Annotated in this window: 16 protein-coding genes; 8 read left to right on the forward strand and 8 right to left on the reverse strand. The window is 45.0% G+C overall.

Translation table 11 applies throughout. From position 1 onward, the window contains the following. Positions 1–85 precede the first annotated feature (85 nt). Positions 86–340, forward strand: a complete 255-nt coding sequence (locus C1A10_RS18940; protein ID WP_101909443.1) for a CPBP family glutamic-type intramembrane protease — start codon at positions 86–88, stop codon at positions 338–340. Between the two features lie 157 nt (positions 341–497). Here C1A10_RS18940 and C1A10_RS06310 read toward each other — a convergent pair whose 3' ends face one another. Further along, the gene (locus tag C1A10_RS06310) at positions 498–1,022 is read right to left on the reverse strand and encodes a flavodoxin domain-containing protein (protein ID WP_101909444.1); all 525 of its coding nucleotides are present in this window, start codon (positions 1,020–1,022) and stop codon (positions 498–500) included. Continuing rightward, positions 1,015–1,476, reverse strand: a complete 462-nt coding sequence (locus C1A10_RS06315; RefSeq protein ID WP_180951020.1) for a MarR family winged helix-turn-helix transcriptional regulator — start codon at positions 1,474–1,476, stop codon at positions 1,015–1,017. The genes C1A10_RS06310 and C1A10_RS06315 overlap by 8 nt, the downstream gene beginning before the upstream one ends. 357 nt (positions 1,477–1,833) lie before the next feature. Here C1A10_RS06315 and C1A10_RS06320 point away from each other — a divergent pair, with 357 nt between their 5' ends. From C1A10_RS06320 to C1A10_RS06335, 4 genes are all read left to right on the forward strand, one after another. After that, on the forward strand, positions 1,834–2,700 hold the full coding sequence (locus tag C1A10_RS06320; protein WP_101909446.1) for an SAM-dependent methyltransferase: 867 nt from the start codon (positions 1,834–1,836) through the stop codon (positions 2,698–2,700). 121 nt (positions 2,701–2,821) lie between these two features. Beyond that, complete coding sequence (locus C1A10_RS06325; protein WP_101909447.1) at positions 2,822–3,559, forward strand: EFR1 family ferrodoxin; 738 nt, start codon at positions 2,822–2,824, stop codon at positions 3,557–3,559. Positions 3,560–3,561: 2 nt separating this feature from the next. Beyond that, entirely contained in the window at positions 3,562–4,179 is a 618-nt protein-coding gene (locus C1A10_RS06330) for a lactate utilization protein (RefSeq protein WP_101909448.1), read from the forward strand. Between the two features lie 90 nt (positions 4,180–4,269). Continuing rightward, positions 4,270–4,680, forward strand: coding sequence for a hypothetical protein (locus C1A10_RS06335; RefSeq protein WP_101909449.1), 411 nt, complete (start codon positions 4,270–4,272; stop codon positions 4,678–4,680). Between the two features lie 44 nt (positions 4,681–4,724). On the opposite strand, the gene C1A10_RS18440 is transcribed toward C1A10_RS06335, so the two are convergent. The 6 genes from C1A10_RS18440 to C1A10_RS06365 all read right to left on the reverse strand — a co-directional run bounded on the left by C1A10_RS18440 (position 4,725) and on the right by C1A10_RS06365 (position 10,899). Beyond that, on the reverse strand, positions 4,725–4,898 hold the full coding sequence (locus tag C1A10_RS18440) for a hypothetical protein (RefSeq protein WP_180951021.1): 174 nt from the start codon (positions 4,896–4,898) through the stop codon (positions 4,725–4,727). 228 nt (positions 4,899–5,126) lie between these two features. Continuing rightward, positions 5,127–5,672 (reverse strand): redoxin domain-containing protein, encoded by a 546-nt coding sequence (locus tag C1A10_RS06345; RefSeq protein WP_101909451.1) that lies wholly within the window; start codon positions 5,670–5,672, stop codon positions 5,127–5,129. A 76-nt stretch (positions 5,673–5,748) separates the two neighbouring features. Next, positions 5,749–6,525: a FadR/GntR family transcriptional regulator gene (locus C1A10_RS06350; RefSeq protein WP_242968849.1), complete on the reverse strand. Its 777-nt coding sequence runs from the start codon at positions 6,523–6,525 to the stop codon at positions 5,749–5,751. Positions 6,526–6,869: 344 nt separating this feature from the next. Further along, positions 6,870–8,075: a mandelate racemase/muconate lactonizing enzyme family protein gene (locus C1A10_RS06355; RefSeq protein WP_101909452.1), complete on the reverse strand. Its 1,206-nt coding sequence runs from the start codon at positions 8,073–8,075 to the stop codon at positions 6,870–6,872. Between the two features lie 68 nt (positions 8,076–8,143). Beyond that, complete coding sequence (locus C1A10_RS06360) at positions 8,144–9,565, reverse strand: APC family permease (protein WP_101909453.1); 1,422 nt, start codon at positions 9,563–9,565, stop codon at positions 8,144–8,146. 143 nt (positions 9,566–9,708) lie between these two features. Further along, the gene (locus tag C1A10_RS06365) at positions 9,709–10,899 is read right to left on the reverse strand and encodes a mandelate racemase/muconate lactonizing enzyme family protein (protein ID WP_101909454.1); all 1,191 of its coding nucleotides are present in this window, start codon (positions 10,897–10,899) and stop codon (positions 9,709–9,711) included. Between the two features lie 768 nt (positions 10,900–11,667). Between C1A10_RS06365 and C1A10_RS06370 the strand changes: the two genes are divergently transcribed. From C1A10_RS06370 to C1A10_RS06380, 3 genes are all read left to right on the forward strand, one after another. Continuing rightward, positions 11,668–11,913 carry a DUF1653 domain-containing protein gene (locus tag C1A10_RS06370; protein WP_101909455.1) on the forward strand — a complete coding sequence of 82 codons (246 nt, stop codon included), beginning with the start codon at positions 11,668–11,670 and terminating at the stop codon, positions 11,911–11,913. 178 nt (positions 11,914–12,091) lie between these two features. After that, positions 12,092–12,892 carry a CPBP family intramembrane glutamic endopeptidase gene (locus tag C1A10_RS06375; RefSeq protein ID WP_101909456.1) on the forward strand — a complete coding sequence of 267 codons (801 nt, stop codon included), beginning with the start codon at positions 12,092–12,094 and terminating at the stop codon, positions 12,890–12,892. Positions 12,893–13,001: 109 nt separating this feature from the next. Further along, positions 13,002–13,475, forward strand: coding sequence for a peptide-methionine (S)-S-oxide reductase (locus C1A10_RS06380; protein ID WP_101909457.1), 474 nt, complete (start codon positions 13,002–13,004; stop codon positions 13,473–13,475). The last annotated feature ends 209 nt before the right edge of the window (positions 13,476–13,684 follow it).

A 13,684-nucleotide genomic window follows, 5' to 3' on the forward strand; every position in this document is an offset into this window, starting at 1 on the left:
ATTTTGTTATGCTCTGAATAGAGGGATAATAAACGTCTATGTCAAGCCTTCATTGCCAATGGAAGCGTCAAAAAGGTCACTCTTGATGATTCTCGCGTATCTACCATGTTTCGGTACATTGTTTGCGGTGTTTATCCCTGAAATAACCGTTATTCCTATACAAGCGCTTGAGATAGCTTTACTTTATGCGCTCGTTAACGGAACCATAGAAGAACTGTTTTGGCGCGGTGTTCTTAAGAATATGAAATATCAAGGCGGCTTTGCTACATTGGTTGGAGGTACAGTGTTTATGGGCTTTCTTTGGGATTTGTTGCATATAAGGCAAAGTCTATTCGAGTAGTCACGATAGCCCATATTGTTACAAATTTTTTCGCCTTTAGCGGGATGATATACGATAATTGATTTGTCAGGTAATTTTGAAAGAATTCTTTTTCAGCGTAGAATTGCCACTAATGTTTATGATAACTTAAACTACAGAAGTGTTATTTTCTATAAGTTTATAAGCCCTCCACATAGGAGATTATCGAATCTATGGTTCGCTTATCCTCAAAATTCACTTTTGAATTATAAGTATTGAGAAATTCTTTGTCATCAACTTCTCGCTCAGATTCAGGCTTTCTTTGAATCATGCCTTTCATCATGGCCATCATGACTTTATGGACAGGACTAAGCTTTTTGTAGTCTATCCCTCCGCGCAGATGGAAGAATTTTGTTCTTTCGAGAAGCTCTGGTGTAAAGTTCTTATTAATGATTGCACTATAGTCTGTTGAGTGGGGATTGGCCAACCCAACGGTAAACATAATAAGGTTTTTGCAGGGATTTTGAGTAACCAGTTTTACACCTGCAATACCGCCTGCATACAGACCACCACCATATATAATGATGTCGTATTGACTTAGAACTTTTGGTTCAACCGTTTGGGCTGCAAATAGATCTGCATTCAGTGCCGAAGCAATCCATTCAGCGTACTTGCGAGTTGAGCCGTACTTCGATGTGTATGCGACTAAAATCTTTTTAGACATTAGCTGTCCCCCCGTTTATGTTATCTAAATTTTCAAATATCCTCATTAACGAACCGCTTAAATCAGCAATTTCATCCATACTCATGCCAGAGAACATGTTGTCAATAAACTGCGTTGCAATTTCTTCATTATCTTTGTCCCACTGCTCACATTGATCGCTTGCTGCTATCCGCATGGCTCTGCCGTCTTTCTCGTCGTTATAGACTGTCACAAAGCCCTTTTCGGCCAGCTTCATTACAAGTTGCTTTGTATTTTGGTGAGAAGTATCGCAAGCTGCCGCAAGTTGCTTTAGCGTCGGTGGCTGTTCAAATAATTCCAATGCCAGAATTACAAACCATTGCTTGGCAGTTAGGTCTTTCATCTGCGAATCCATTTTGCTTTGAAGACGATTAGCAACGCGAAACAAATAGCCAAATACTGTCAATCTTTTATCCATCGTATCGAAATCGTACACTGACATCCTCCATAATAAGTAATATACTCCCTATATAGGTATTATATTATCTATCTACATCCTTTGTCAATAAACATATAGGAAAAGACGATAGACCTGACGCTTCCTGCAAGGAAGCGTTCGGCTCGCAGGTAAAAGCTACCCCTTGACATGGTATAATAGATTCATCTAAACTATAATTTAACGGGTAGTCTGAATTACTCGTTATGAGCAAACCGGGTAGCCCGGAAGCAGATTTGAGCTGCGCATAATGTTTAAAATGTTTATACCGATTGGCTATTTATATTACGCACAGCCCAGAGGTCTCTTTAAACTCCGCATAAGGCAAGTAATCCATCTATAAGGGAGAGATATAATATGGCAAAGGCTGCAGCTCAAACAGGATCAAGTCCAACCATGATAGTCGCAATTGAGCAATACTTTCCGGAGGAGAAACGTATCATTAAAGATGATTTAGCCTATCGGATCCTGCCGTCCAGCATGAAAGGTATTGTTGGGCAGATGCAGCTGGACTCTGTCAGAAACTGGATGATTCAAACAAGCGAAAAAGAGTCCCCGGGTATTTGGGGAGGTATCATGTGCAGGAAGCGGTATATAGATGAAAAACTAATTGATTCAATTAGTCAGATTGACGCGGTAGTTAATCTGGGTGCAGGATTCGATACCAGATCATATCGTTTGGAAGGTCTTTCCTCCATTCCGATTTGGGAGGTAGACCAACCCGAAACCATTAAAACCAAACAAAAACAACTGCTAAAGATTTTTGAAGACATTCCTGCCCATGTTAACTTTGCTTCGATAGACTTTGACCACGATAATCTGAGCACTATACTGAGCTCTCTTGGTTATTCTTATGAGAAACGTACTTTTTTCATATGGGAGGGTGTTACTCAGTATTTGACGAATACGGGGATTCAATCAATCTTTGATTTTTTAGCTAAAGCGGTTTGTGGCAGCCGTATCGCTTTTACATATGTTTGCAAAGATTTTCTTGATGGACGGAACGCAGATGTCTGGGAAAAAGGATACGATGATTATGTAAGAAGAAAGATTTGGATTTTTGGAATGGAACCGGAAATATGGCCAAGCTATTTGAAAAAGTACGGTTGGCAGATAATTGAGGACTTAGGTTACGATGAAATGGCAGAGAAATATATAAAGCCTACCGGCCGAAAACTTTTTACATCGCCGATTGAGCGAATGGTCTATGCGGAAAAGTTATAAAAGCTAAGAAAGAACTAGTCGTGCGTGGACATCTCAGTCTCAAATCGGGCCGACAATTCACCGTGCTGCCATTTCTCTGTCCAATTATTTATAAAACACGCGGGAAGGAGGCAATTTTACAGTGGTAATATACTATAGCGCAACTGGTAATTCCAAACATGTTGCTATCAAATTACATGAAGCATTTCAAGGGAAACTGGTAGATGTCTGTAACTTTGAGGAGCCTGCCACATTTTACTTGGAAGATGGGGAAACTCTATTTCTGGTAACCTTTAATTGTTTTTGGGGAATTTCAAACCACATGGAATCATTCCTCCAAAAAAGTGGATTTAATAATGTCAGTAAAATAGTTGTTATTATCACATGCGGTGGATATTTAGGCGGAGGAGACGCCTCAATAGAAAAGCTATTTTTAGAAAAAGAACTTCCTAAGCCAACCGTCTACGCACTAGCCATGGTCACAAACTATTCAATATTGCATGACATACCATCGTTGGAGATACAGAAAAGGAAATTGATCCATGCAGAAAAAGCTCTTAGTAAGATTATTCAGGGAACGCAAAAACCTTATCGCAGTAGCTGGCTCATCCGACGATTAACGCCGAACATTCACGCTCGATATGAGAAAGCCCGGATCACTTCGCTCTTTACCGTGGACCGTTCCTGCATTCGTTGTGGACTGTGCGTGAAGAATTGTCCGGTTCATGCGATTGAAACGAAAGAAAACAAACCGTTTTGGGTGTCCCCGAAATGTGATAATTGCTTACGTTGCCTTCATCATTGTCCGGTTGCCGCTATCAACTATGGAGATTCCACCCGGAATTGTTTGAGATATACTTATGAGTCTTGTGAGAGGTAGATATGGACGAAAGAATAAAGAAAGTAATTTTTAATTTGCAGCGGAACAATATTGCTGGATACTTTGTAAAGAACAAGGAAGAATTGCTTCAATTAATGGATACGTTGATGAAAAATGGTGAAAAGGTTGGATGCGGAGATTCCGTCACATTAGAGGAAACAGGTGTATTTGATTTTGTTCGAAGCAATGACTTTGATTTTTATGATAAGCATCGATCCGGGCTGACATCGGATGAAAAGCGTGCAATCTACTTAAAAAATTTCGAGGTCGATACATTTTTAACCGGTACGAATGCCATTACACTTGATGGGGAGCTATTCAACATTGATGGCAATGGGAGCCGCGTTGCCCCTATGCTATACGGGCCAAAGCAGGTAATCGTTGTAGTCGGTATCAATAAGTTGGTAGAGACCGTGGATGATGCAGTCTGCCGTGCAAGGCAAATCGCTGCACCTTTAGATGCGAAACGGCTAAAAAAGGGTACGCCTTGTACGAAGCTGGATAAATGCATCGATTGCAGACACGAACAGAGGATTTGTAATGACTTTGTTCTTATTACGGGACAGTTTGTCAAGAATAGAATAAAAGTAATCATTGTAAATCAAGCATATGGGTTTTAGTCGGTAAAGATGACCTTATGCTGATTATGAGCATAATCGGCAATCAAATGAGAGCCATATTATTTATATAACAAGAAGGAAGATTCCTTAATGAAAAAATATGCTTTTCCAGTTTTAATGTGGGTGTTGTTTGAAACCTTAGCCGCCACATTATGGCTGACACTTGACAATATATTCTATCTTTTCAATTTTTCATACATAGGTACCTTTCTTGCTTTGGGCATAGCTTTTTATTTGGAAAAGATAAAATATACCCGCAGCATCGTACAATTCGCTGTCGGTCTTTATATGCTTGTTTATTTTGGTATACTCTCCAATGAAAATATGCAGATCGAGGGTTTCTGTTATTATTTATTCTTAGGGGTATTGTTTGTATTGTACCCTTCTAGAGCCATTCAAGCCTCCGGCTTAGCCGGAGGTTTTGACTCTTTGTACAAGCAGTTTCAGCGGTTTCAACTAGAGCTTTGCCAAAATCTTCCAGCTTCAGTTCGTGGTAAATGATTCCGCCGATGACAACTGCATACGATTTCTGTCAGCCGTGCGGATTACAGCGGTTCCACAGCGCCTACTCCCACGCTCGTCAGCAAAACGGACACACAGGTAGTATTGAATGCCGTCACCGTTTCCGGCCAGAACGTGGAATACGGCAAAAGCCTCTCAAACACCACGCCGACCGGGTGGCAGGATGGCACAACCTTCACCGGCCTGACAGCGGGCACGACCTTTTATTTCTTTGCCCGGGTCAAGCAGACCGCAGCGGTTGAAGCGGGTGGCGTCAGCAGTGCGCTTTTCTTTACCCTAAAGCCTTTATCTCCAAGACGTTAGCACTTTGTTAACAGTATTGGGAGCAATACTAAAAGTTGCTCCCAATACTGCATCAATTGAAATGGTCTGTCACGCTGATTTCTGCTCCGGAATTTCTTTGTTGAGTTCGTGCCAACGCTTAACTACTTTAACAGTTGGGCTAACGCCTGCGGCGTGGGAATATCTCCGGCGGACACGCCGTAATGGACATAATCCAACATCAATTTAGGGGATACCACAAACGTGGCAGGAAGTTGCAGTTCATTGCCTTCATATGCCCCATGAGTAAAGCCGGCTGCGGTGGCCTCTTCAATTTTTTCCATTGTATATGCATCGCCCATTTTCTCCATAGATTGTGCAGGTCCAATCTCAAAGCGCTTATAGAGTGTCTGGTCCGGGTCGCAAATGATATCAAAGGGCAATTCCTCCCGCTTGAGCTGCCCTGCCAGCCGCAGTGGATCGGATTGCAGAACGACCAGCATCTGTCCGCCGGAACGTGCGATAGCAGAATGAGCTCGAGCGAACTGGTGGATATCGAATTGGCACAAGGTACAGCCATAATAGCGCAGAAACAGCAGAGCGGTCTTCCCGGTCACCCGGCTCGCGGTCTGGGACAGAGTACGTCCGCTCTCAAAGGGTGTGAAAAAAGTAAAATCCGGCATCTGAACGCCTACCATGAGTTTTGACATAGAAACATCCTTTCAGCATGCGCATCGGCAGGCCGCCTGGCTTCGGCGTATTAGAACATGTCTTTATGCCGGCCCATCAGTCGAAAATATCCATACCTTTGACGGGCGTAATGCCGAGCATCTCCTCTGTGGCCTGCCGCAGCGCGGCGATATCAGAGTTAATGATACAATTGTATATTTTATTGTGGGTATCGTTTTCTCCCAACGGCGGAAGACCAGCCTCAGCCCGGCGGTGGGCGCGGGTGCTTAGCAGCTGGGTAATATGACTGCGGATTAGCTGCTGAACCATGAAGTAAACGTCCTTATACAGCTTGTTGTGGCTCATTTTTACCACTTTATAGTGGAAATTAAAATCGGCGTCCACCACACGTTCGAGCGCTGCCTCATTGTCCAAATTGAAATTATAGTCCAACGCAAGGCTGTTATAGTATGTCAGCGCGACACGCAGCTCCTCCTTCTCCGCATCAGTGGCGGAAAGGGTCGCTAAACGCATACACTCATATTCCAGTAGGTTACGCAGCTGCTGAACGTCGTGGTAGCGATCATCGCCACTATAAAAGACAGAAATCTCACTGAGCACAGGCTTAAGAGAAAAGTTACAGACGAAGGAACCCTCACCCACACGGGTTTCGATAATGCCAAGGGTGCTGAGCTTCTGCAAAGCCATGCGCACACTCAGGCGGTTGACGCCGAAGATGTCGGCAAACTCAGATTCCGAGGGAATCTTGTCTCCCGCTTTCCAGGTACCATCCGCGATATCCTGTTTAATGGATGCGCAGACCTGATCCACCACGGAGATCCGGCTGATTTTCATTTTTCGGTTGGAAGCCCGGCTGCTAAACTCTTTTTCCACACGGTTCACCTAAAATCACTTATATTTATATATTAATTATAACGCTTATTATATAAAATGTCACTCCTTTTAAGAAAGTGAACCTACGGAAAAAGAGCAGCTTTAAAATTCCGGCAGTAAAAGCAGTCCATAATAGGCCAACGTCATCCCGTAAAAGATATCAGCCCGAGGCAGAATTTTGTGGATCAAGGATACTTAAAAATATTATAATCCTCGGCACACACCGCCAGCTATATGTGGATGCTCAGATTAGGTGAGAACAGAAGGACAGCCACCTTCTTGCCGGGAGGCGGAAGATGGCTGTTTACTGTGGAAAGGGGAATAGCGCAAAAGAGCGCGCGGGATTACTTGATAACGACCTTCTTGGCCTGGGCCATGTACACCTCGCTCATCTCCTGACCGATGCCGGGGAGATCGGGAACTTCATAAAAGCCGTTCTTGGGCGCATAGTAGTATTTGCCTGCTGTTTTAAACTTGGTGAGCAGGTTAGCGTTGTGCTCTTCATGGATAACGAAGTTAGGGATGATAGCCTCTACATGGAGCGCTGCGGCAGTAGCAATGGGGCCGCCGCAGACGTGTATCTGAACGCCTACATCGTAAACCTGAGCCATATCGCAGATCTTTTTAGTCTCCGTGATTCCGCCGGTGTTGGCCAGGTCGGGCTGGATGATGTCCAAGGTCCGATCCTCGAAGAACTGACGGAAGCCCCAGCGGGTATAGCTGCGCTCGCCGGTGGCCAGGGGCAGGGAGCAGCGCTCCTTAATATGCTTGAACACCGAGGGGTTGCAGGGCATGGTGGGCTCTTCGTAATACATGATCCGGTAGGGCTCCAGCGCCTTGCCCAGCTCAGCGGCTGTGTTGGCATCCAGCAGGGAGTGGATTTCCACAATAATATCCATATCGGGTCCGCCCGCCTCGCGGGCTGCGGCGATTCGTTCTACGGAGCGGGCCAAATCGTGCTGACGGTAGCAGCCGCGGATCTGAGTCCCCTGAGTGGCGAACACCTCGGTAAAGGGCTTTTCTATGGTTGGGGCAAAGACCGGATCGATCTTAACAGCGTCATAGCCCTCGGCCATGGCGTCCTTAACAACGTCGTAATAGTCCTGCGGATCATACAGCAGGGTTAAAGCATCATTCTTTTCAATGAGTTTCCGCCAGCCAAACTGGAGCTGGGAGGCGTAAGCGCGCAGCTTGTCATTGGTCTTGCCGCCAAGCAGCTTATAGACGGGCTGATTCAGGGCCTTACCCTTGATATCCCAGCAGGCGATGTCGATGGCCGCCATGGCGGAGGTGACGACTACGCCGCCGCCCATGCCCCAAAAGGTGTGGCGGTGCAAGTGCTCCCAGATTTTTTCGGTATCGAAGGGATCAAAACCGATAACCAGCTTGGCAAAGTCCTGGCATTGGCCAAAGGCCGCTTCAGAGCAGTTACCGTAGGCCAAGCCGGCCTCGCCAAAGCCGCTGATGCCCTCGTCCGTATTGACTTTGAGGGTAACGAAGCCCCCGAGCGCGCCGTTGCCTAAGTAGCATTCAATGCTTGTGATTTTCATGAGTATTTGCTCCTTTCTTTCACTATGAGTCCCTCACGGCTAAATACAATTTAGCCGTGGGAAGGCCATTAATTTTGTGGTGTGGGTTGCTTCTGGTCGTCAGCCCACACGGAGGTATGTATCTCAATATTGCCGCGCTTGGCACGCCAGACGCCTATGGCTGCCATAGCCAGCAGAGCCGCCACGTTGGTGATAGCTAAGGCGGGTGTCATGGATAGGCACGACTTCCAGAATACCACGATAAATCCGGATAGAGACAACACACAGACCGCGAAGTACAGCCCGTCGGGTATATGGAATCGGGATTTTTTCCATGCCTCGGGATACTTTCCAGGCAGCCTGATGAGTGCCACAAAGTTTAAAAAGGCAAAGAAGGAAGTAAAGAGCTGTACCATGTTGGTGATGACAGTAATGGAAAGACCAAAAATGATGGGGATAATGCCTAAGACGTACATGAAGGTCAGAATGAGAACGCGGGAACCCTGGGCGTTCTTTTTTCCGAAGCTGGCGGGGAGCCAGCCGTCGTCGCAGGATTGCCCGATGGTGATGGCATTATAAGCAAAGCTGGAGTTCAGCGTGGACAGCAGCGCCATAATGGGGCCGCCGATGATGAAGAAATAAAACAGCCATGCGGGGAAGATACGCTGGGCGGCAAAGACCAGCGTCGTGGAGGCACCGTATTCGCTCACGCTCATAACGCCGACGCCGGCCATGGCCACGCCCACATACAGAACAGTCAGCGTGGGGGCGGACAGCAGCAGGACTACAGGAATATCCCGTTTGGCGTTCTTGGCGTCACGGCCATAGGCGGTGGTCATGTAATAACCCTGGCAGGAGTATACGAACAGCAGGACGGCACCGGTAAAGCCGCCGGAGATTTGTCCCCCGGTAAAGGTGATGCCCCAGCCGTTGATAAGAAAGTTGGGATCTGCAAAATCAAAGATTGGCAGCTTCATCTTGAAGATGCCCACAATAGCGAAGAGGAGCAGGGCGGCAATGAGCAGCCATGTCATCAGCTTTTGCGCCTTTGCCATGACGTCTACGCCCAGCAGATTGACGACGAAGAAGAAGGTCAGCAGGGACACGCCTACGATAATGCGGGGTATGGTACCGCCCAGGGCAGGGATAATGTCACCAAAATAGGCGGATGCAGAGGCGCCGAACAAGGATAAAGACAGGCACTGGGTCAAATAGGCGAATGCAAAGATGCCGGAAGCGGTGGGACCGGCCAAATCGCACAGCATGGAGTAGTTTCCGCCGCCAAGGCGGAGGGTGGATGAGACAAAAACAAAGGGAAGGATCATAACGAACCCCATAATGATAGCCATGAAATAGGCAAGCCAGGCTGAATAGCCGGTCATTTTGATGGCGGGAACAATGAGTGTAATGACGCCGGCACCGATAACCTGCCCAATGGCCAGCGCGTAGAGTTCAATTCTTCCAAGTGTTCCGGACTTTGGTGCGGGTTCCTTGATAATATTGACTGCCATAACAAAAACCTCCTCATTTTTTCGCCCTATTTTGTGGTAATGCGGTAATATTGCGTTAGCAGAGGCTTATAGCGAAGGCTATCCTTGCCCCTTTTATTTTTACACCTTCTTCTAAACTCATAGCGACCTTCTCACGAGGGAGATCATTCCACCACTTTGTAGAGACGCGCCTTGTCAATGGCCTCCTGCAGGAACTCGTTGCCGATGCCTGGCAAGTCGGGGATGGTGAAGTACCCGTTTTCGGGCTGGAGGTTGTGCTTGGTGAGGCCCAGACATGTGTCCATCCGATTGCAGGTGTGATGCTCGTGAATGATGAAATTGGGGATAACGCACTCCAGATGCAGCGCCGCGTTGGTGGACAGTGGACTGCCTGCCACATGGATTTGGATGCCTGCATCAAAAGCATGAGCCATGTCACAGATCTTCTTCACCTCGCTGATACCTCCGCAGTTGCCGATGTCGGGCTGGGCCAACTGCAGGAGATTGCGCTTGAAGTACTCGGCATATTGCCAGCGGGAGAAGATGCGTTCGCCGTTGGCAATGGGCACGCTAGTGTATTTGGTGATATATTCCACCGTCTGGACGGTAGGAGTGTTGGGCTCCTCGAAAGCCAGAATATGATACTTCTCGGCCAGCTTGCTCAATTGAACCGCGCCCAGAGCGTCGGGATAAGAGTGATTTTCCATGATGATGTCCACCTCGTCGCCAGCGGCCTCCCGGGCGGCTTTCATCCGGGCTTCCACCATCTTGAGCTTGGTAGGGGTAAGAAAGCCGGTGGTGTCCAGAAAATTCAGAGGTTTGCCCGCCTCATCCCGGTCGAAAAAGTCAATCTTGACAGCGTCAAAGCCCTCGGCCACGGCTAGCTTTACATTATAGGCGTAATCTTCCGGCTTCACGGCCCAGAGGTGTTCGCTTACACCAACCTGACCCCAACCAAACTGCAGCTGGCTGGCATAGGCGCGGAGCTTGTCGCGAATTTTACCACCCAGCAGCTGATAAACCGGAACATTAAAATACTTACCCTTGATATCCCAAAGTGCCACATCGATGGCGGCAATGCCAGAGAATACTACCGGGCCGCCATTTTGGCCCCAGAAGGTCTTTTTATGCATGGTCTCCCAGATGAACTCGGTCCGCAGAGGATCCATACCGATAATCAGTTCCGCTAAGTCGCACACCATACCGAATGCCGCAGAACCACCCACGCCATAGGCCATGCCGGCCTCGCCGTCACCGCATATGCCCGCATCGGTATGGATCCGGCAGCCGATAGGGCTGTTCATTTTGCTATTTGCAGTGGGCAAGCGGAAGACCTCTACCTTGGCAATTTTCATGCTCGTCACTCCTTGTTTGCTAATCGCTTGTTCAGTTGTTCGCCATGTAGTCAGCATATATATTTCCGTATGTAAAGTCAAGTGAGATTTGTTATTTTTGTATGATATTAAGATTGTAGCTTTTAAATTTTGTTTATTTTCACTTTTGAATGAGCCTCACTTTTCAAGTTTTTTTAGAAAAGTGAGGCTCCCAAACCTTATTGCTGGATTTACGATTTTGTGGTATGAATCTTCGGAAGAATTTGGTATAATATCCCTAAATTCGACTGAGGTATATAAATCCTATATGATGCCGGGATCCCGTGTGTATACGACGTTCATCCAACGGTAGGCCATAGCAATTATCCTGCCAAGACTTGTCAAGCAATTTTTAATATTTTGCTTCTTTCAGAGAAGAGCATAACAAACAAGGCCTGTTTCCAGACCTAAAAAAGTTTATTTGTTTATACGTTGCTTATCGATTATTATGCCTTTACATTGAAGCAAGACGCAATCCGTCTTGTTTGGATGAAAGACTCAGGGAGCTATTATCAACCATAGGGATATATCAACAATATCAGCAAATTACAGATTTTATCTCGTGGTGTAATTCACCAGATGATGAAAGCACTGACACTACTGCCGTAGGCGTTTAGCGCTATATTCATATACCGAGGACAAGTCCAAATGCCTTGACTCCCCATGCAGGACTTTTATGACAATCAATAATGGTCATATATTTGAGATTCACATTATGTTTAATTTATTGATCAAGGAGATGAAAATTAAATGGAAAGCGAGATAAAACCAGGCCGATATCGCCATTTTAAGGGTAATGAGTATAACGTTTTATACATTGCCAAGCACTCCGAAACTCTGGAATCGATGGTTGTGTACCAGGCTTTATACGGGGATGGCGGAATCTGGGTGAGGCCCGCTTCCATGTGGAATGAAGAAGTTGAAATGGATGGCGCTATTTATAAAAGGTTTGAATACATAGATGAAAAAAATAATTTGTCCAATAATTGGTCTTGAAAATAAAGATACTAATAGTTTTACAGAGTTAGGATTGAGAAGAAAACAAGGCTCAATTATTTATATTTTGTGTGGAGCGCAACTTTGAATTGGCAGAAAGCAAACATTAGGTGATAAAATTCAAAGCGTCCATCCGTTAAAATTTAATGTATACTTCAAAATGTGAGGTGGAGAAATTGTGACAGACAAAAAAATCATAGTACAATTTACGATGCTGACATTTTGCATAGCCTATCTTGTATCAGGTGCTTTAATTGCTCTTGGGCAATTCGGATATTCGGTTCATAATTGGGTTCACTCGTTACAGCAATTCGGGATGAATATTCCTTTTGCAATCTACATTCTGTCGCCTGCTATTGCTTCCTATATCGTTCTAAAGAAAAATAACAAAATAGCAGATTTTAAGGAATGGTTGAAAACTGTTTTTTACGCCAAAAATAATATATCTCTCTATTTGTTCGTTGTTGCAGGGCTTGCACTGTATTTTTTGATACATATTGCAGTTTCAGGCCGCACGGAAATGGTGCTTCCATTTTATACGTTCTTCCTTTCCCTACCGGGTAATCTTTTTATCGGAGGTTTGGAGGAAGCTGGATGGACGTATATCATGCAGCCAGGGCTTGACAAAAAATTTGGTTATGTTTTATCTTGTGTCCTTGCCGGGATTATTTGGATCTTATGGCATATCCCGCTTTTCTTCATACCGGGGACAAATCACGGAGAAGGACTTATTAACTTCTGGATGTTTGCCGTTCAATGTATGGCTTTTAGATTTTTCTTTGGAGCAATCTACAAAGTATCAGGAAAAGGCCATGTGTTTATGTGCGTATTATACCACACCATGTTCAATGCGGCATCCCCCATCTTTGGCACCATGACTATGACTTGGGCGGGAACAATTGCCGCAAATGCTGTGATTGTTCTTGTTTCAATTGTAACCGTTGTGATATACGACAAAAAGAACAGGCGAATAGTATGAGCATATTCGATATTTGAAAGATCAAACTTAGTTGCGTATTATGTTTATGATGGCCGTTACGGGTAAGATCTAATTATTCATATTTGACGAAAGAAAATAGGTGAATACTATGGTTGAAACAATATATTTTGCAGGTGGCTGTCTATGGGGTGTACAAGCATTTATCAAAACACTAAAAGGTGTTATTAATACTCAAGCAGGACGAGCAAATGGTTATTCAAATACTCTTGAAGGCGAGTATGATGGTTATGCTGAATGCGTAAAAACAGTATTTGACCCTGAAATTGTAACTGTTTCTCAACTAATGGATTATTTTTTTGAGATTATAGATCCTTACAGTATGAATAGACAAGGTAATGATGTGGGAAAAAAATACCGCACAGGCGTATATAGTAAAGTGCCTCGACATTTGGAAGATGCCAAGAATTATATAACAGAAAGAGCAGATAGGGACAAAATTGTAGTGGAAGTCCTTCCACTTATGAATTACGTTAAAAGTGCAGATGAACATCAAGATAGATTAGATAGATGCCCTAATGACTATTGTCATATTCCTAAAGAGTTATTACACAAATATTCATAACCCACTGTTATGAGCAAACTGGGCATTTCAAAAGAAAATGCGAGTTGCCCATAACGTTTAAAGTGTACTTTTTGTCGAGATAAAAATCCAATTATTTATATGACACACAGTAAAAAAATTTATAAGGTAATAAATTATTATGGCTTCTAATACAAATCTCACGCGAGAGATAGCGGTTCGGCTTATAAAAGGACAAGAAATAATATGCC

Source organism: Marasmitruncus massiliensis (assembly GCF_900186535.1).
Classification (GTDB): domain Bacteria; phylum Bacillota; class Clostridia; order Oscillospirales; family Ruminococcaceae; genus Anaerotruncus; species Anaerotruncus massiliensis_A.